This window comes from Falsiruegeria sp. JB4-1, assembly GCF_055693495.1.
This window is the reverse complement of record NZ_JBVFTZ010000001.1, coordinates 371,395-390,186: the sequence shown is the minus strand read 5'-3', so window position 1 is coordinate 390,186 and position 18,792 is coordinate 371,395. Positions and strand designations below refer to the sequence as shown.

Below are 18,792 nucleotides of genomic sequence, written 5' to 3'. Positions count from 1 at the left end.
ACCCAATTCAGACCCAATTCGCAGGATACCGAGGCCCACGAATGCCGCTGTTTCAATTGCTTCTCATCGCGTTGATTCAAGGACTCACCGAGTTTTTGCCGGTCTCCTCGTCGGGACACCTGATTCTCTTGTCCAGCCTGACAAACCTAGAAGATCAGGGGCAGGTTATTGATGTCGCCGTACATATCGGGACGTTGGGAGCTGTCGTGCTGTACTTTTGGCCTGACGTAAAGATTGGCCTGCTAGGTCTCCCTCGTGCCCTAACTGGAAAGACAGACACACCCGGCGCACGTCTCGCCAGCGGATTGATCATCGCCACCATTCCGGCGGTTATCTTTGGCATGGTTCTGCATTTCACAGGGCTGAGCGCCTCTTTGCGTTCCGTCACAGTGATTGGCTGGACAGTTCTGATATTTGGCCTCGTACTCTATTGGGCGGATCAAACAGGTGGCTCCCAAAAGAAACTCAACGACTGGAACTCAAAAGACGCGTTGATCATGGGCTTCTGGCAGGCGCTTGCCCTGATCCCTGGCACATCGAGATCGGGTATCACGATCACCGGTGCCCGTCAGTTAGGATACAGCCGGAAAGACGGCGCCAAAATCGCCATGTTGATGTCAATTCCCACGATCATTGCAGCAGGAGCCCTGCTTGGCGCCGAAGTTGCCCTGAACGCCGATGCAGCTATGGCACGTGATGGCGCTATTGCTGCTGCAATGGCTTTTGTCGCTGCGCTGATTGCCCTGAGCTTGATGATGCGGCTTCTCCAAAGCGTCAGTTTCACCCCGTATGTCATTTACAGAGTTATCCTGGGCATTGGTTTGCTGGCCTATGCCTACAGTTGATCAAGCGCGCAGGTTCTTGGCCGAATCCTTGATCGCATCATATTGACCTGAGGGACGGAATTTCCACAAGTAGTCCGGCAACACAACATCCATGGTGGTCGGATCGATACCAAGTTGTTCAAAGGTTTGGGCCCCATCCGACACAACGTTGTCCTGTTGAAGGCTTTTGACCTGATCCCTGGTTAGAATATTGTTTGGAAACAACTGAAACGACACAAACTTCGCGACATCCAGTACCCCGGCCATAATTCGGGCAACAAACGTCGGAACGCCAAGGATAACCCGACGCCGGTGGATAACACCCAGCATTACTGTCATCAACTCGCGGAAGCTTGCGACATCCGGGCCACCCAATTCATAAACTCCAGCCTTGGCTTCACCAAGGATACCCTTGACTGCCGCCTTTGCTACATCGTCAACATAAACTGGCTGAAACCTGGTTTCGGCGCCAACGATCGGTAGGAATGGGCCGAACCGCGTCATCCCTGCGAAGCGGTTGAAAAATTGATCCTCAGTGCCGAAAATGATGGAAGGACGCAGAATTATGGCGTTGGGCATATGCCCCAATACTGCAGCTTCGCCCTCTGCTTTAGTACGGCCGTAGAGGCTGCCTGCATCCTCATCCGCACCAATCGCAGAAAGGTGAACCAAGTGTTCAACGCCTTCTGACGCGGCCAACCGTGCCACCCGCTCGGCGCCATCGACCTGAACGGCGCCAAAGGTGTTCTTATCAACTTCGTTCAAGACGCCCACACAGTTAACAACTGCATCGGCACCCTTCATCGCCAACGCGACAGAAGCGTCATCCCGAATATTGCACAGCACCGGCTCGACCTGCCCGACTACGCCATATGTTTTTACAAAGATCGCCTCGTTCGGACGGCGCACGGCCACCCGTACGCGCCACCCTTCGTTCGCCATTCGACGCGCAATGTAACGACCGACAAAACCAGATCCGCCGTAGATCGTGACCATCTTTGACATGAGTGACTCCTATCACTTGAGGCACTGACCGATTTACCTGCCTATGCGCTGGCAAACAAGGTTCAAATGTGCCCTCAAACCTTGGCCTGCGCCCATTTCGGTTGGTTCACCACACGATTATGGAGCCCGTCAAAAAAGTTCCTCAAAGTTAAAAGAATCCGGTTGACGCCCCCGAACACTCCGCGTAAATCCCGCCTCACGACACCTGCCCAGGTGGCGGAATTGGTAGACGCGCTAGCTTCAGGTGCTAGTGTCCGTATGGACGTGGAGGTTCGAGTCCTCTCCTGGGCACCAAAATCTCTGACAACGAAATCTCCCGATACCTGTCAAACGATTTTGCCGTTGTTCCTTGCGCCAAACGAATGTGGACTACCAAACGAAGAGTCGCCCTCGTTCGATACATTCATTCATAAAATTCATAAATCCGAATATGATGGCTTTAAGTGGCCTAATATCCTCTTTCCAAACACGCAAAAGCTAGTGGTCTCGCTTTCGAGTTCCGAGCAGCAAAAGAAAAACGAAACCAGAACCGACTGATGTCGTTACTATTCCAACCGGTAGTTCCTGCGGTGCTAAGAGCAGCCTCGACAATATGTCCGAACCAGTTAGCAGAATCGCACCCGTTAAAGCCGCCAACGGAAGCAACCCACGATGAAGTGGGCCAACTAAGCCTCGCGCAATATGCGGCACCATCAAGCCGACAAATCCGATAACACCCGCAACGGACACAAACGCGGCCGTAGAAAGAGCCGCGACCAGGAACATGCGAAAGCGAACCGACTTGACCTGAACACCCAGACTGTTCGCTGTGATATCTCCTGCTAAGAGTGCATCAAGTAACCGGTGGCGCCACATCGCATAGGCAAAGATCAGGCCAAGACCCGCAGCGACAAGGGGGAGGGTTTCCCAACGCGCCAACCCAAGACCACCTAGCATCCAAAAGATAACCGAGTGTGCCGCTCGGTTGTCACCCGAGAAAATCAGGTAGTTGGTAATAGCGGCAAACAGGAACGACACTGCAAGACCAGCCAGTATGAGCTTCTCGGGAGCGCTCGTTTTTAGGGCTTGCACCAACGCCAGCACGATACTGGACGCCACCAAACCGCCAAAAAACGCTGCCAATGGAAGGGTCCAGATACCCAGAACATCGCCGGTAACCGTTATCACGAAAACCGCACCGGCCGCTGCGCCAGATGAGAGGCCAAATAGAAACGGGTCAGCAAGATCGTTCCGGGTTGTCGTTTGCAATACAACTCCGACCAATCCCAAACCGGCACCAATCATCGCGGCGAACAATGCCCGGGGTAGACGCAGATCAAAGATTATCCGATGCATGGGGTCTGGATCGACGGCTCCAATTCCCAATCCCGAATAGATTGCAGTGAACACGTCGGAAATTGGCACTTCGGTACTGCCAAATAGCACCGAGAGCAAAAGGAGAGCGACCAGTACGATCGCTCCCATTGTCATTGAAGTGCCAAACCGGCCCATATCAGAAGTGATCCGGGTGCATTGCCTTAGCCATTTTTTTGATTGCGGCGATGTTTGCAGGACCAGGAGTTAACTCCTCGTATCGCAGGCCAACCCAGCGTTCGTTTTTGACTGCGTCGGTGTGTGCCATCACCGGGTGCTTCTGCAAGAACTTGAATGTATCTGCCGCACCATTGCCGTTCTGATAGTCAAGCAACACAAGAAATTCGGGATTGGTTGCTGCAACTGCTTCCCAGGATGTGCGACCCCAACTGGTGTCCAGATCATGAGTAACACTAGCGCCACCAGCAGCAGAAATCATTGCATCGGGAATGGCGAATTTACCGGCCGTAAAGGGGGCATCGGCGGGGCCATCAAGCAGGAACACCCGCGGCTTCTGCAAGTCCGCAGTCTTAGCTTCAATAGTGGACAGTTGCTCCTTCCAATCGGCGACGAGACTTTCAGCTTTGTCCGAAACATTCATGACCTGACCTAAACGCAGCACATCGCCAAAAAGCAGGTCCATGCTCGCCTCTGGGCGGTCTTTATTCAAATGCACGCAGCTTTCCGTCAGAATCATCGTCTTGATGCCGAACGGTTCCAAGGTGTCCGGTGTCACTTCTCCACCTGGCTTCATGCCATAGTACCATCCGGCAACAAACAAGTCTGGAGATGCCGAAACCAAGTTCTCTACTGTTGGGTATTTGGGCGCCAACTCTGGAATTTCACCACGTGCCGCATCAAATTCTGGGCTGGTTTTGTACCACCCGGTGATACCAGTCACGCCAACGATCTTGTCTTGCAATCCCAATGCAAAGGCCATTTCAGACATGTTAATATCATGTACCACCAATCGTTCAGGTTGGGTGTTGAAGACAAGCGGCTCTCCGCAATTGTCGACTTTTGTCTCGTTCGCACTGACAGTGCTGGTAAGCCCGAGAGCAAATACTGCTGTCCACAACAGTTTCATTCGTGTTTTCCTTCAGAATTGAACTTGAGTTTTTCGGATATCAAGCGCCGGAATCATCCGGCCTTCGTGGAGTAGCTGCAGATAATCGACTCCAAATGTGTCCCGCACCCTTTCGGTCGTTAGGACATCGTCGGCCGGGCCAAACGCAGTCAAACGGGTGGATTTCATGAGCGCAGCATGGGTTGCAAATTCCGGGATCATGACAAGATCATGCACCACCATCACAACCGTCACTCCCAGAGAGGCGACCAGCGACAGCATGCGCCCCTTGGCGTCCGGGTCGAGGTGATTTGTAGGTTCATCCAGAAACAAAAGCGCCGGTTCTTGCGCCAATGCGCGAGCGATATGCGCCCGCTGCCGCTCTCCTCCCGACAGTTGGCCCATCAACATGGGCGCTTTGCTCGCCAGACCTGTGAGCTCCAATATGCGTTCCAACGCTCTATTGTCTTGCGCCGCGCTGCGTCCAGTGACCAATGGCATTTGGCCCAAAGCCACGTAATCACGCAACAATAGCCTGGCGTCAGGTTCCGATTGCTGGCTCACCACGGCAATCTGCTGTGCGCGTTCAAGTGCAGTCATATTTCTAAGGCTTTGACCACCGACCAGAACATCGCCAATTGCCAGCGGTTCAATACCGGACAAAAGATTCAGCAGTGTCGACTTTCCGGCACCATTTGGTCCGGCAATGGCGAGAACCGCACCCTGTTCCAGGTCAAAAGACACGTCCGAAACCAATGGATCACCATTCAAAGCATAGTATCCCAGATTGCGGGCGCTAAGGAATTCTTGTTCCGCGGTCATGACGGCTCCAATGCCTTGATGGACAGGAACCAGGTCATCAGCGACCGTTGCTTTGCATTCTGCACACGGAACACAAAGCTATTCCGAGCATCAAACCGGCCTTGAACCGGCGACACATTTCGAATGAATGTGATGTCCATTCCCAGGTTGGTCAGGAATACAAAGATAGGTTGATCAAGAGAAACTGACATCGACCGCCTCGCAAGTTTTTGCGCGCGGTGTGAAGGTGCCAACTACGTAAACACGAATCCGTGCCATAAAGCCTCCTTCCAGGACGCCCCGCCCCGGGTTGGTTGAACCTTTGATGGCAGGTCTCCTGACTTGCGGAGCTGCGCTTTGCTAGCCTTCCCAGCCTCATGGGCCAGTGGCATGTCGGCATCGCTCTCCGCCTACAGTTGCGGGGGCAGTCACGGATTAGGCGCTTGAACAACGCGCCGCACCGTATTCCCTTTTCATTTTCCGGATCAGTTCCGGAAAAACCATCGCGTTCATCTACGAAAGCGCTTTTCAGTCTGTCAAGCAGAATGGAGAATCAAACAGATTCCATTCGGCGGGTTCCAAGTTCTTTGGTCAGCTGTTTCGCAGAGCTTTTTGTCAGGTCCCGTACCGCGCAAGAAACATTTCAACCGCATGCTTGGCCACATCGCGGATCTCTTCTTCGGTGAACTGATTCTGAATGCCAAAAACAGCCCTGGTCCACAGCTTGGCCTTGCAGAGCTCTGAAAACTGCTCCGCAGCCATGGGGATATCATCAATGTTCAATTCACCCGCAGAAACTGCCTTCTCAAGGTACTCGCTGATCCGCTCCCGACCGTTTTCGGGGCCCGCCGCATAAAAAGCACGGCCCAATTCAGGGAATCTGTCGCGCTCGGCAACGCAAATACGGAACACTTGCTGCGCGAAATCCGAAGTCAAAAAGGTGATTACTTGCTCGGCGGTCAGCATAAGCACATCACGCGCTGGCAGGCTTTCATCTACCATCGACATGATCTTGTCTGACATCAGCGTGCATTCGGTCTGTGCGACCTCCATAAACAGCAGGCGTTTGTCGGGAAAATAGCTGTAGAGGGTCGCCTTCGAAACACCAGCAACTCTGGCGATCTCATCGACGCTGGCACCTTCGAACCCATCCGCCATAAAAACGTCGCGTGCGCCGCGTAGAACCTGATCAAATTTTCGGCCCGTGCGCAGGATTGTGGCGGCTTGGTTCATGTTGGCTCCCATGATGTAGCTCTTTCTATTTATAAACCGTTCAGTTCAGTTTCAACGATTCTAAATTGCGAGGTGGGGTTGAAACTAATTGTTTTGCACGTAGTTTAGAATCATTCTAACTATGGTGACCCATGCGCTTCTTTTCCCATCGAAAACGGTTCGTCGATCTGACCGAGCAAGAAATTATCGCTTTGGCGATCTCTGCAGAAGAAGATGATGCGCGCATCTATCGCGGGTATGCGGAATCCCTGCGCGCGGACTTTCCCACCACCGCAAAAATGTTCGATGGAATGGCACATGAAGAGGACAACCATCGAGCAGCCCTCATCGCTCTTCACGAGCGGCGGTTTGGTTCCGTGATCCCATTGATCCGGAGGGAACATGTGGCAGGAGCATATGCCCGACGGCCGGTCTGGTTGATCGAAAACATGAGCGTTGACAAGATACGGGCGGAAGCTGCTGCAATGGAGGCCGCTGCAGAACAGTATTACATGGCTGCGGCCGCACGCACGCAAGACAGCGCCACACGCAGATTGCTTGGCGACCTGGCTGCTGCAGAGTCGCAGCACCAGACGGCGGCTAACGATCTGGAACATGCTCTACTCGACGACGACAGCCGCGCAAGCGAAGAGAGTCAGGCCAAACGGCAATTCATTTTGACATGGGTTCAACCTGGTCTGGCCGGGTTAATGGATGGGTCCGTGTCTACTCTGGCACCGATCTTTGCAACGGCCTTTGCCACGCAGGACACCTGGACGACATTTCTGGTGGGTGTAGCGGCCTCAGTCGGGGCCGGTATCTCGATGGGTTTCACCGAAGCAGCCTCGGATGACGGGGAACTGTCGGGGCGCGGATCGCCGATCAAACGAGGCGTCGCTTCAGGTGTGATGACAACCGTCGGCGGGTTGGGGCACGCCATGCCCTATCTGATCCCCGATTTCTGGACCGCAACGATCCTGGCGATCCTGATCGTCTTTGTCGAACTGTGGGCCATCGCCTGGATTCAGAACAGGTACATGGAAACACCATTCTTTCGCGCAGCCTTCCAAGTGGTCCTTGGCGGTGCGCTTGTGCTTGGCGCCGGTATCCTGATTGGCAGCGGATAGCGTTCTGCGGGGGCTGCGCCGAGCCGCAGGCTAGGCGCCCGGCCCAACGGGAGGAGGTGCCCGCAAGGGGCACCGACGACGGGCGGGAGCACCCCCTGCCCCGACGCAACATTGCAATTTCCGCAGAACCCGCTAGCACTTGCGCATGGGCGAAATTTTCCTGCGCACCCTTCCCTTCTTTGTGATCATCGGCCTGGGCTACTGGGCCGGGCGCACACGGTTTTTTACCGAAGAGGCGACCGCCTATCTCACCAAGTTCGTTTTCTTCTTTGCCCTCTCGGCAATGCTGTTCCGCTTTGCCGCCAACTTACCCTTTTCCGAAATCTTCGACGCGCAACTGATTGCCGGGTACCTGGTCGGTACGCTTGGCGTCTATGCTATTGCAACCCTGGTAGCCTACCTGCGCGTGCTCGACACCCCCACCGCCGCGGTCGAGGCGCAATGCGCCGCCATCGGAAACGTGGGCTTTCTGGGCCTGCCGATGCTTGCGGTCCTGTTTGGTGAGGCCGCGATAGGCCCCGTAATGCTGGTACTGTCGGTCGATCTGGTCGTGTTTTCCTCGCTGATCGTCATCCTGATCAACGGCGGGCGCGACGGGCGGCTGACGCTCAATACCTTTCGCCTGATTGGCACCGGGCTTCTTCGCAATCCCATGATCGTTTCGATTACAGCCGGATTACTCTGGTCCGCGTTCCGCGTTCCGATCCCTGCACCTCTCAACGACTTCCTCGTCATCCTGGGCGGAGCCGCAACGCCCGGCGCGCTCTTTGCCATCGGCGCGTCGCTGGCCAGCAAATCAACCGAACGCCTTCAGATCGCGGGTTGGCTCAGCTTGTGCAAACTGGCCATCCACCCGGTGCTGGTGGCGCTATCGCTCTTCTTCCTGTTCCCAACGACGCAATTTTCGATGTCCGTGGCCATCGCCGCCGCCGCGCTGCCGGTGGCAGGAAACGTCTACATGCTTGCCGCGCACTATGGTGTTGCCCCGCACCGGGCCTCAGCTGCCATTCTGGTATCAACGTCGCTCAGCATCCTCTCCGTGCCGCTCTTCATAGCCTGGTTGGGCACGCCATAAGATAAGCTTGAACAAAATCCCATATCGCCCACTGGACGCAAACGCCCGCGCCCGTTAGCGATGAGACAACCGACAATGCAAAGGACCGCAGCCATGGAAACCCTTTCCGAAAACACCTGCTTTGGTGGCACCCAAGGCGTGTACCGTCACGCCTCGGACGCGTGCAAATGTGACATGACCTTTGGCCTGTTCCTGCCAGCCGAGGCCAAGGATGGGCCGGTGCCGGTGCTGTGGTATCTTTCGGGCCTGACCTGCACTCATGAAAACGCCATGACCAAAGCAGGCGCGCAAGCCTGGGCCGCCGAGCATGGCATCGCGCTGGTCTTCCCTGACACTTCGCCACGTGGTGAAGGCGTGGCCGATCACGACGACTATGATCTGGGCCAGGGCGCGGGCTTCTACGTCAACGCCACGCAAAAGCCTTGGGCTCCGCATTTCAACATGTGGGACTATATCGCCGAAGAGCTGCCTGCGCTGATCACCACAAACTTCCCCATCGACGCTGACCGTCAAGCAATCACCGGCCATTCCATGGGCGGCCACGGGGCGTTGACGCTGGCGATGAACCTGCCGGGCCGCTTCCGCTCTGTTTCAGCCTTTGCGCCGATCTCGAACCCGACGGGCGCCGACTGGGGCCGCAAGCAACTGTCAGCTTATCTGGGCGATGACGAAGCGCTGTGGGCCAAGCACGACGCCTCCTTGATGATGGCCGAGACAGGTTTTGACGGGCCGATCCTGATCGACACGGGCACCAGTGACCAGTTCATCGACCTGCTGCGCCCCGAGGCGCTGTCGACCGCCATTGCAGCCCGCCGCCAGCAAGCAAACGTGCGCCTGCAACCCGGTTATGACCACAGCTATTTCTTTGTCTCGACCTTCATGGAGGATCACGTGATCTTCCACGCCGAAGCGCTTTATGGGGCCTGATCCGTGGCTGAGTTCGACTATGATCTAATCATCATCGGGTCCGGCCCCTCGGGTCGGGCCGCCGCGATTCAGGCGGGCAAGCTGAAACGCCGGGTGCTGGTGATCGACCGCAAGGACCGGTTAGGCGGCGTTTCCGTCCACACCGGTACAATCCCGTCCAAGACCCTGCGCGAAACTGTGCTAAACCTCTCGGGCTGGCGCGAGCGCAGCTTTTATGGCCGCTCGTATAGGGTCAAGGATGAGATCCACGCCGAAGACCTGAAGGCGCGCTTGCACATGACCCTCGATCACGAGGTCGATGTGCTGGAACATCAGTTCAACCGCAACCACGTCGACACCCTGAACGGGCGGGCCAAATTTGTTGGCCCGAACGAGGTCGAAGTGGCCACCGAAGCGGGTGAAACCACACGCCTGACCGCCGCCAAGTTCCTGATCGCGACGGGCACCAAAACCTATCGGCCTGACTATGTGCCGTTCAACGGCAAGACCGTGGTCGATGGCGATCATTTCCTTGAGATGGAAGAGATCCCACGCTCTTTGGTAGTGATCGGAGCGGGCGTGATCGGGGTGGAATACGCCACCATGTTCTCGGCCCTGGATGTGCGAGTGACCCTGATCGAGCCGCGCGATAGCTTCCTTGATTTCATTGACCGGACTTTGATCCACGAATTCACCCATCAGATCCGAGAAAACGGTGTCGATCTGCGCCTTGGATCGCCAGTAGAAAAGATCGAAGACGCAGGAACCCATGTCGAGGTCAGCCTTGGAAACGGGCGGCACGTGCGTGGCGAAATGCTGCTCTTTGCGGCCGGTCGCATGGGGGCCACGGATGCACTCAATCTGGACGCCATCGGGTTGGAAACAGACCATCGCGGCCGGATTGAGGTGAACCGCAAGACCTATCAGACCGCCGTGCCTCATATCTACGCCACCGGAGATGTGATCGGGCATCCCTCGTTGGCGTCGACCTCACTGCAACAGGGACGTGTTGCTGCCTGTCATGCGCTGGAAACGCCGACCCTGCCGGAAAGCCCGTGGTATCCTTATGGCATTTATTCCGTGCCCGAGATGTCTACCTGCGGCATGTCCGAGGAAGAGTTGAAAGAGCGTGGCATTCCTTATGAGGTCGGCGTGGGGCGTTTTCGCGAAACCTCGCGCGGGCATATCATGGGGCTGGAGCACGGGATGCTGAAAATGCTCCTTAGCCTCAAGACACGGCGTGTTCTGGGGGTTCAAATTGTTGGCGAAGGCGCGACAGAGCTGATCCACATCGGACAAGCGGTGATGAACCTGAAGGGGACAGTAGACTACTTTGTCCAGAACACCTTCAACTATCCGACTTTGGCGGAGGCTTATAAGGTCGCGGGACTTGATGCTTTTAACCGAATGCCCATTCCGGAAGAGTTCAAGGTCAAGCGCGCGCCCAAGGACAAAGGCAAGAAAGCGGATTCGTGACGGCACTTTACATCGACGCTGACGCCTGCCCGGTCAAAGCCGAGGCTGAAAAGGTTGCAACCCGCCACCGGGTGCAAATGTATGTCGTGTCAAACGGCGGACTGCGGCCATCTGCCAACCCCTTAGTCGAGACAGTCATTGTAGCCGAGGGTGCGGACGTCGCCGATATGTGGATCGCGGATCGTTGTGGCCCCGGCGATGTGGTGGTCACCGGTGACATTCCACTGGCTGCCAAGTGCATCGACGCCGGAGCAAGGGTGCTGCGTCACAACGGCGAAGCGTTCACCCAGGCCAACATCGGCCAGCAACTGGCGATGAGAGATCTGATGGCCGACCTGCGCGCCGCCAATCCGTTGGGCGCGGGGGGCAGCGGCAAAGGGTTCACCAAGGCCGACCGCTCGCGCTTTTTAGATGCCTTGGAACGCGAGTTGAGAGCAGCCCGCAGATAGTCGGAGTGCTACTGCCCGTCAAAGCAACACCAAAGATGCTACCCTTCCCGTTGGCGGTGCGGTTGCGTTTTTCGACATCTTAACTTGAAAATCGGCACTCGTCTTGGTTCAGTTGTCGTAGAGAATTACATTGCCGCGGTTTGCGGTTGATTGAGCAGGATCCAGGCAAGTGACTATCAACGCAGTGATTTTCGACATTGGAAACGTGCTGATCGAGTGGCAACCTGAACGCTTTTATGACCGGGTTATCGGTGAGGACCGTCGTCGCGCCATGTTCGCAGAGGTCGAACCGCACCATATGAACGACCTCGTCGATCGGGGGCATCATTTCACCGACACCATTTATGACTGGGCCGAGAAATACCCAAAATGGCGGGATGAGATCCGCATGTGGCACGACAATTGGATCGAACTTGCCGCCCCAGAGATTCCGCACTCCGTTCGGTTGTTGCGCGCGCTGCGCTCTCGCAATATCCCAGTATTTGCGCTGACTAACTTCGGCGTTCAAAACTTTGACTATGCGGCCACGGTCTATCCATTTCTAAATGAATTCGACCGGCTGTATGTTTCAGGCCGAATGCGCAAGGTTAAGCCTTTCGCAGACATTTACCGCGCTGTTGAAGAAGACAGCAATCTCGCACCGACCACTCTATTATTCGTGGACGATCGCCTGGACAACATCGAAGCTGCTCAAGCTCGGGGATGGCAGACCCACCATTTCAATGGACCACAGGGTTGGGCCGAGCGTCTATTCGCAGAAGGATTACTGTCGAAAGAGGACACGGTTTGAATGTCACCTACATCCCGTTCAAGGAAGGTGAAGCCAACCTGGATTGGCTAGAGTTGACACAAGCGTTGGTCGATGGTCATTCACTAGCAAAGGCGGAAATTGGCGACACATTGCTGTCGCGTGGTCCGGACACATTGCTGTCTCGAACAGCCTGGATCGACGGTCTGGGCTCGATCGTAAAAACAGCGACTGTGTTCCCAAACAACCCGCAATCCGATCAACCCGTGATCAATGGATCCGTGAACTTGTACGATGACAAGGATGGTACACTGTCCGCCATGATCGATTTTCATTTGGTGACAAAATGGAAAACAGCGGGGGACAGTTTGTTAGGCGCTCTACGCTTGGCCAACCCAGAAAGTCGTAACATATTGATTGTTGGCGCAGGTGCGGTGGGGCATTCCCTGTGCCAGGCCTTTAGCCAGGGGTTTCCGAAGGCTCAAATTTGGATTTGGAACCGGACGAAGTGCAAGGCCGAGGCGTTGGCAAAGGGCCTGCCAAATGTAAGTATCGCTGAGGATCTGGCAAATGCGGTGCACTCGGCGGACATTATTGTCAGCGCGACCATGTCAAAAGATCCGATCCTCAAAGGTGACTGGCTGCGACCAGGGCAACACGTGAATCTGATCGGGGCCTATCGTCCGGACATGCGTGAAGCAGATGACAATGCACTACAAAAGGCACGGATTTTTGTAGACAGCTTCGATACCACCATTGATCACATTGGCGAGCTCAAAACCCCTCTGAAAGAGGGCACAATTTCTCGTTGTGACTTGTTGGCCGATTTTTATGATCTAAATGCCTTCTCGGCCACCTCCGATGAGATTACTCTATTCAAGAATGGCGGTGGTGCGCATCTGGACCTGATGACCAGCCACTACATACTAAGAAGGTGGCACTCGAGATCATGACATTTTTAATTGTTCTTATCGCTCTTGTAATTGTTGCTCCCTTTGCGATCGAGGCACGCCGCAAGGTGATGGGAGTGGAAGAACGGCGCAACGCGCCAGGAGAAACGGTCGCTCTGACCAGGGGTGCGACCCATTTCACCTGGCACGGCCCGGTACGCGGCCCAGTCGCGGTTTGCGTCCACGGGCTGACCACACCGTCCTTTGTTTGGCAAGGATTGGTCACCGGGCTGTCTGCCATGGGCTATAGGGTGTTGACCTACGACCTCTACGGTCGCGGATTTTCCGACCGCCCGAAGGGTGCCCAAGACGACAGGTTCTTTCTGCAGCAACTTGAAGAGCTTTTGGAAACACAGGGCGTAAAAGAAGACTTTACCCTGATAGGGTATTCCATGGGTGGGGCCATTTCGACATGTTTTGCAGCCAAACATCCCGAGATGGTTCGCCATCTGGTTTTGTTGGCTCCTGCGGGCATGGTCATGGCCACGGGCAGCATTGCACAGTTCATTCGGCGAACCCCTTTGATTGGCGACTGGCTCATGATGGCAGTGTTTCCAACCCGCCACCGAAAACAAATCGAAGCCGAAAAAACCTCCCCAGTTCTGTGCCGGATATCGTGGATTTGCAGTTGCGCGAGCTGGAGTATCAGGGGTTTGTTTCGGCGGTTCTTTCCAGTCTACGAGGTATTTTGGGTCGCGAATTGCAAGAGGAGCACCGCAAGGTGCATCAAGCAGGTGTCCCGGTACTGGCGATTTGGGGACGTGAGGATACTGTCATCCCACTGTCGGCCATGGGCAAGCTAACAGAGTGGAGCCGATCCACGCGTCAAGAAGTTATCGACGATGCAGGTCACGGACTGACCTATACCCATACCGACGAAGTTCTGGCGGTGCTGAGTGAACGCCTGAACGAAGGGTTGAACTGAAGCATCAACGATATGGCTCTAAGACACCACTCCAGATCGTAACAAACCCGAAATGAACGTATCTGCGCGTCCTGCGGACGGCGGGAACGCGCCCGAGTGCCGGAGGCACCCAACCTATTTGTTGTAGCTGGTCTTCAGGCTTGGGCCGCCGCAACTGGGCGGTTCTCGCGAATGGGCAAGTGAACAACCGCACTAAAGGCGCCGATTGCGACGCCAATCCACCAGACCGTCGTATAGTCCCCGTAGAGGTCATACATGCGGCCGCCCAGCCACACGCCCAGAAAGCCACCCAACTGATGGCTCAGGAACACAAACCCATAAAGCGTCCCCATGTATCGCACCCCATAGAGATGCGCGACCAAGCCGGAAGTCAGCGGAACAGTCGCCAGCCACAGAGACCCCATCGTTATCGAGAAAACGACGACCGACAGTGGTGTGATTGGCAGCAGGATGAACAGTGCTCCGATCAAGGTGCGCGCCGTGTAGATACCCGCCAGCAGGTATTTGCGTGGGAAGTGATTTCCTGCCCATCCCGCCATGAGGGTGCCGCCGATGTTGGCCAGCCCAACCAGCGAGATCGCAAGCGCGCCCAGACCGGATGTCGTGGTCACACCCATCCCGTGCAGGATGCTGCCCGGTTCGATCGGCCCGCACATCTCGGTCACGAAGGCAGGGAAATGCGCCGTTATGAAAGAGAGCTGATAACCGCAGCTGAAGAACCCCAGGAAAATCAACGTGTAGGACGGATCCTTGAACGCCTTGGTCAAGATCTGGCTCATGCTCTCTTGCAGCTCTTGCTTGCTGGCGGGCTCAGGCGAGCGCATCAGCGGCAAGAGCAGGACAATCGACAAGATCACAAATGCAAAGACGATGAAAACCTGTTGCCAGGACAGAAAACCAAGCATCCATTCCGCCGTGGGAGCTCCGATCACCTGTCCGATACTGCCCGCCGCAGTCACAACGGCCAGTGACATCGAACGGTTCTCTTCCGAAGACGCGCGGCCAACCACGGCCAGGACAACCCCGAACCCGGTGCCTGCGATGCCGAAGCCGACGAGCCATTCATAGATCTGATGTTCTAACGGCGTCACAGACCAGGCGGACAGGACCAGACCGGCGGCGTATAGGATTGCCCCCATGATGATCGCTTTGCGATCGCCAATCTTTTCGGCAATTGCGCCAAAGATCGGCTGCCCGATACCCCAGGCCAGGTTCTGGATTGCAATGGCCAGCGAGAAATCGGTTCTCAGCCAGCCGAATTCCTCTGCAATCGGGATCTGGAACACGCCAAAGGACCCACGGATCGCAAAGCTGACAATGATGATGACGCAGCTGACGAGCAGTACGGGAGTGAACAGGCTGGGCGCGCGGGTCATCTGGACCTCCAATTGACTTAGAATGGCACGTTAACCGGATCGCCCACCCAGTCAATTCAGGAGATTTGAGCACACAGTTAACCAAATTTGATCTGTTGGTCGGGTCGGTCTTCTTTCAAACAACCGCATGTCGCGCTATGGGTGCAAAATGACAGATGTTTCTTCGCTCTATGCTGCGCGTGTCGCCGATGGCACCTTGAACGCGGACCCAGCCCAAGAGGCCGTCCTACACGAGTTCGAGCGTATCCGCACCGCTGTCATGACACCGGTCAAACGCGGGTTCTTTCGCAAGGCACCATCCCCGCCCAAGGGGCTGTACCTGTGGGGTGGCGTCGGGCGCGGCAAGTCGATGCTGATGGATATGTTCGTCGAAACGCTGGGGGATGTCCCCTCGCGCCGCGTGCATTTCCACGCCTTCATGCAGGAAATCCACGTGGGCATGCACGAAGCACGCCAAAACGGGATCGAAGACGCGCTGAAACCGGTGGTGGATCAGGTCGTCAAGTCGGTGCGGGTGCTGGCTTTTGACGAAATGCAGATCACCGACATCACGGATGCCATGATCGTGGGGCGGTTGTTTGAGGCGCTGTTTGATGCCGGCGTTGTGATCATCACTACGTCCAACCGTATTCCCGACGACCTCTACAAAAACGGATTGAACCGGCAGCTGTTCCTGCCCTTCATCCAGTTGATCAAGGAAAAGATGGTCACTTGGGAAATGGTGAGCCCGACGGATTATCGCCAGAACCGACTGGAAGGATCGCAGGTCTATTTCTCGCCCATCGGTCCCGATGCCCGTGCCGAGATGAACGCGATATGGACCGATCTGACGGGCGGCGCGGCAGAGCCACTTGTGCTGCGAGTCAAAGGTCGTGATGTGACACTTCCTGCGTTTAGAAATGGCGTGGCGCGGGCAACGTTTTATGATCTTTGCGGCAAGATGCTTGGGCCGGGGGATTACCTCGCCGTGGCCGAGGCGGTGAAGGTACTGATGTTGGACGACATCCCAACTCTGTCACGCAACAACTTCAACGAGGCGAAGCGGTTCGTCACATTGATCGATGCACTTTATGAGGCGCGCGTACGTTTGATCTGTTCGGCCGCTGCCCAACCCGAGATGCTGTATGTTGAAGGCGAAGGCACGTTTGAGTTCGAACGCACTGCCTCGCGCCTGCGCGAGATGCAGGATAAAGATTGGGGACAAAAAAGGGGGCTCTGCCCCCACAGCCTTTAGCTGTTCCCCGCCGTATTTAGTACAAAAAGAAGAGCGGGATCTCTGTCCGGGATCAGCCGTTTTCGCGCAGGATATTACCCGCCAGATAGAGTGATCCGCAGATCAAAACGCGTGCGTATGAATCTTGGGCGGTGATCGCCTGCAAGGCCTCCATTACCGAGGACGCCGTGCTGGAAGGGAAATCGACTGATTTGGCGGCTGTGGCTGTGTCTTCGGCCGAGAGTGTGTTGGCCTCACCCGGGATCGAGAACAGCCGTCAGTGTGTCCGCTTGCGCTGCCAGCGGCCGCAGATAGCCGGTTACATCCTTGGTGTTCAGCATCCCGCAGATCAGATGGGTCGGGCGTTTGGGCAGCCCTTGCAGCAGATCGCCAATGGCCTGACCGGCGGCGGCATTGTGACCGCCATCGAGCCACAGTTCAGCCTCGGGTGCAGCGTCAACCAGCGGACCGATTTTCAGGCGCTGCATGCGGGCGGGCCATTCGGCGCAGGTTACCGCGGCCTCGTAAGCGGTATCACCCAGGTTGAGGTGGCGCAAAGCGGCCAGGGCGACGCCTGCGTTCTGGATCTGATGTGCGCCCAGCAAGTTGGGAAGAGGCAGATCCCGAAGACCGGTTTCGTCCTGATAGATCAGCCGATCGCTTTCGCGGTGTACGTGCCATTGCTGACCATGGGCAATCAGCGGCGCGCCAAGGCGGGCGGCGGTGTCTTCGATCACCTCCATCGCCTCATCTTGCTGTGGACCGACGATGACAGGAACGCCACGTTTGATGATGCCGGCTTTTTCGGCTGCGATCTTGGCCAGCGTGTTACCCAAAAATTGCTCGTGATCGATGGATACGGGCGTGATCAAAGTTAGGGCCGGTTTGTCGACGACGTTGGTGGCATCCAAACGTCCACCCAGACCGACCTCAAGCAGAGTGTAATCAGCTTTGGTGCGGGCAAATGCTAGCAGGGCTGCGACTGTGGTGATCTCGAAATAGGTGATGTCGACGCCGTCGTTGGCGACGTAGCATTCATCCAACACCTGTGCCAGGTGCTCTTCGGAAATCAGCTCTCCGGCCAGACGGATCCGTTCGTGGAACCGCGCCAGATGCGGCGACGTATAGGCGTGCGCCGTCAGCCCTGCACCTTCGAGCCCTGCACGGATCATAGCCTGAGTTGACCCCTTGCCATTGGTTCCGGCGATGTGGATCACAGGGGGCAGTGTGGTCTGTGGGTTGCCCAGCGCATCCAGCAGACGCCAGACACGATCCAAGGTCAAATCGATGATCTTGGGGTGCAGCGCCATCATCCGGTCCAGGATGACGTCCGATGTTTGGGCGGTCATTCCTTGGCAGCCTCTTCCGCCGGGGTCTCTGCCGTAGCGTCATCCTCGGGCTCGGGCGCGGGCAGGTCGCCTTTGACAGCTGGGGGCTGGTTCATCAGCATACGAGTGATGGTGATCAGCTCTTCTCGCATCTCGGTGCGTTTGGTCACGCGATCCAGCATACCGTGATCCAGCAGGTATTCGGCGCGCTGGAACCCTTCGGGCAGTTTTTCGCGGATGGTCTGCTCGATCACGCGGGGACCGGCGAAACAGATCAGCGCATTGGGCTCCGAAATATGGACATCGCCCAGCATCGCATAGGACGCGGTCACACCACCGGTGGTCGGGTGGGTCAGGACGACAATATAAGGCAGACCAGCTTCTTTCAGCATCTGCACGGCCACTGTGGTGCGCGGCATCTGCATGAGGCTCAGGATGCCTTCTTGCATGCGCGCGCCGCCAGCAGCGGAAAACAGGATCAGCGGGCGCTTGAGCTCAACGGCCTTTTCCGCGGCGGCAATGATCGCGTTGCCCACGTACATGCCCATCGAACCGCCCATGAACGAGAAGTCTTGCGCCGCGGCCACGATCGGAGTGCGGCCAATCTCGCCGGTGGCGACCAGCATTGCCTCTCTTTCACCGGTGGATTTCTGCGCCGACTTCATCCGGTCGGGGTATTTCTTTTGATCGCGGAACTGCAACGGATCGGTCGTTGGTTCTGGTACGTCGATTTCGGCAAATACGCCGCCGTCGAACAATCCTTTGAAACGCGCTCGCGGAGTGATCCCCATGTGGTGACCGCATTCGGTGCATACATTCAGATTGTCAGCCAATTCGCGGTGGAACAACATCGACCCGCATTCATCGCATTTGTGCCAAAGGTTCTCGGGCACTTCGCGACGCGAAAAGATGGAATTGATCCGGGGCCGGACGTAGTTGGTGATCCAGTTCATGGCGG

18 protein-coding genes, 1 tRNA gene, 2 pseudogenes and 1 riboswitch are annotated in these 18,792 nt (G+C 56.3%); of the genes and pseudogenes, 12 read left to right on the top strand and 9 right to left on the bottom strand.

Going from position 1 to position 18,792, the window contains the following annotated elements; genetic code table 11:
* Positions 1-41: 41 nt before the first annotated feature.
* Positions 42-845, top strand: a complete 804-nt coding sequence (locus ACZ1HE_RS01895) for an undecaprenyl-diphosphate phosphatase (RefSeq protein ID WP_472619322.1) — start codon at positions 42-44, stop codon at positions 843-845.
* Here the strand turns inward: ACZ1HE_RS01895 and ACZ1HE_RS01890 are convergent, their stop codons facing one another.
* Positions 846-1,829, bottom strand: coding sequence for a complex I NDUFA9 subunit family protein (locus ACZ1HE_RS01890; RefSeq protein ID WP_472619321.1), 984 nt, complete (start codon positions 1,827-1,829; stop codon positions 846-848).
* 207 nt (positions 1,830-2,036) lie between these two features.
* Between ACZ1HE_RS01890 and ACZ1HE_RS01885 the strand changes: the two genes are divergently transcribed.
* Positions 2,037-2,123 (top strand) — tRNA-Leu (locus tag ACZ1HE_RS01885).
* 183 nt (positions 2,124-2,306) lie between these two features.
* Here ACZ1HE_RS01885 and ACZ1HE_RS01880 read toward each other — a convergent pair.
* The 5 genes from ACZ1HE_RS01880 to ACZ1HE_RS01860 all read right to left on the bottom strand — a co-directional run bounded on the left by ACZ1HE_RS01880 (position 2,307) and on the right by ACZ1HE_RS01860 (position 6,282).
* Positions 2,307-3,293 (bottom strand): FecCD family ABC transporter permease, encoded by a 987-nt coding sequence (locus ACZ1HE_RS01880; RefSeq protein WP_472619320.1) that lies wholly within the window; start codon positions 3,291-3,293, stop codon positions 2,307-2,309.
* A gap of 28 nt (positions 3,294-3,321) precedes the next feature.
* Complete coding sequence (locus ACZ1HE_RS01875; protein ID WP_472619319.1) at positions 3,322-4,269, bottom strand: ABC transporter substrate-binding protein; 948 nt, start codon at positions 4,267-4,269, stop codon at positions 3,322-3,324.
* 12 nt (positions 4,270-4,281) lie between these two features.
* On the bottom strand, positions 4,282-5,070 hold the full coding sequence (locus ACZ1HE_RS01870; protein ID WP_472619318.1) for an ABC transporter ATP-binding protein: 789 nt from the start codon (positions 5,068-5,070) through the stop codon (positions 4,282-4,284).
* On the bottom strand, positions 5,067-5,261 hold the full coding sequence (locus tag ACZ1HE_RS01865; protein WP_472619317.1) for a hypothetical protein: 195 nt from the start codon (positions 5,259-5,261) through the stop codon (positions 5,067-5,069). Before ACZ1HE_RS01865 ends, ACZ1HE_RS01870 begins: the two co-directional genes overlap by 4 nt.
* A gap of 98 nt (positions 5,262-5,359) precedes the next feature.
* Positions 5,360-5,567, bottom strand: a riboswitch (cobalamin riboswitch).
* Between the two features lie 97 nt (positions 5,568-5,664).
* Entirely contained in the window at positions 5,665-6,282 is a 618-nt protein-coding gene (locus ACZ1HE_RS01860; protein WP_472619316.1) for a TetR/AcrR family transcriptional regulator, read from the bottom strand.
* 131 nt (positions 6,283-6,413) lie between these two features.
* On the opposite strand from ACZ1HE_RS01860, the gene mbfA reads away from it, so the two are divergent.
* The 9 genes and pseudogenes from mbfA (at position 6,414) to ACZ1HE_RS01815 (ending at position 13,917) form a co-directional block, all read left to right on the top strand.
* The gene (gene mbfA / locus ACZ1HE_RS01855; RefSeq protein ID WP_472619315.1) at positions 6,414-7,388 is read left to right on the top strand and encodes an iron exporter MbfA; all 975 of its coding nucleotides are present in this window, start codon (positions 6,414-6,416) and stop codon (positions 7,386-7,388) included.
* A gap of 145 nt (positions 7,389-7,533) precedes the next feature.
* Positions 7,534-8,463: an AEC family transporter gene (locus ACZ1HE_RS01850; protein WP_472619314.1), complete on the top strand. Its 930-nt coding sequence runs from the start codon at positions 7,534-7,536 to the stop codon at positions 8,461-8,463.
* Positions 8,464-8,556: 93 nt separating this feature from the next.
* Entirely contained in the window at positions 8,557-9,390 is an 834-nt protein-coding gene (gene fghA, locus ACZ1HE_RS01845) for an S-formylglutathione hydrolase (protein ID WP_472619313.1), read from the top strand.
* Between the two features lie 3 nt (positions 9,391-9,393).
* A complete protein-coding gene (sthA, locus tag ACZ1HE_RS01840; RefSeq protein WP_472619312.1) occupies positions 9,394-10,845 on the top strand; it encodes a Si-specific NAD(P)(+) transhydrogenase in 1,452 nt (483 codons plus the stop codon).
* Positions 10,842-11,294, top strand: coding sequence for a YaiI/YqxD family protein (locus ACZ1HE_RS01835; RefSeq protein ID WP_472619311.1), 453 nt, complete (start codon positions 10,842-10,844; stop codon positions 11,292-11,294). The genes sthA and ACZ1HE_RS01835 overlap by 4 nt, the downstream gene beginning before the upstream one ends.
* 169 nt (positions 11,295-11,463) lie before the next feature.
* Positions 11,464-12,084, top strand: a complete 621-nt coding sequence (locus tag ACZ1HE_RS01830; protein WP_472619310.1) for an HAD family hydrolase — start codon at positions 11,464-11,466, stop codon at positions 12,082-12,084.
* Positions 12,081-12,995 (top strand): ornithine cyclodeaminase family protein, encoded by a 915-nt coding sequence (locus ACZ1HE_RS01825; protein ID WP_472619309.1) that lies wholly within the window; start codon positions 12,081-12,083, stop codon positions 12,993-12,995. The genes ACZ1HE_RS01830 and ACZ1HE_RS01825 overlap by 4 nt, the downstream gene beginning before the upstream one ends.
* A pseudogene (locus ACZ1HE_RS01820) lies at positions 12,992-13,471 on the top strand (alpha/beta fold hydrolase); the annotation flags it as partial. The gene ACZ1HE_RS01825 and the pseudogene ACZ1HE_RS01820, both read left to right, overlap by 4 nt.
* Before the next feature lie 125 nt (positions 13,472-13,596).
* Complete coding sequence (locus tag ACZ1HE_RS01815; RefSeq protein WP_472619308.1) at positions 13,597-13,917, top strand: alpha/beta fold hydrolase; 321 nt, start codon at positions 13,597-13,599, stop codon at positions 13,915-13,917.
* A gap of 134 nt (positions 13,918-14,051) precedes the next feature.
* Here the strand turns inward: ACZ1HE_RS01815 and ACZ1HE_RS01810 are convergent, their stop codons facing one another.
* Positions 14,052-15,293 carry an MFS transporter gene (locus ACZ1HE_RS01810; protein WP_472619307.1) on the bottom strand — a complete coding sequence of 414 codons (1,242 nt, stop codon included), beginning with the start codon at positions 15,291-15,293 and terminating at the stop codon, positions 14,052-14,054.
* 148 nt (positions 15,294-15,441) lie between these two features.
* Between ACZ1HE_RS01810 and zapE the strand changes: the two genes are divergently transcribed.
* Positions 15,442-16,527: a cell division protein ZapE gene (gene zapE, locus ACZ1HE_RS01805; RefSeq protein WP_472619306.1), complete on the top strand. Its 1,086-nt coding sequence runs from the start codon at positions 15,442-15,444 to the stop codon at positions 16,525-16,527.
* A 52-nt stretch (positions 16,528-16,579) separates the two neighbouring features.
* Here zapE and ACZ1HE_RS01800 read toward each other — a convergent pair.
* Positions 16,580-17,855 (bottom strand): annotated as a pseudogene (locus ACZ1HE_RS01800) (bifunctional folylpolyglutamate synthase/dihydrofolate synthase).
* Positions 17,852-18,787, bottom strand: a complete 936-nt coding sequence (gene accD / locus ACZ1HE_RS01795; RefSeq protein WP_472619305.1) for an acetyl-CoA carboxylase, carboxyltransferase subunit beta — start codon at positions 18,785-18,787, stop codon at positions 17,852-17,854. The pseudogene ACZ1HE_RS01800 and the gene accD overlap by 4 nt, the downstream one beginning before the upstream one ends.
* Between the last annotated feature and the right edge of the window lie 5 nt (positions 18,788-18,792).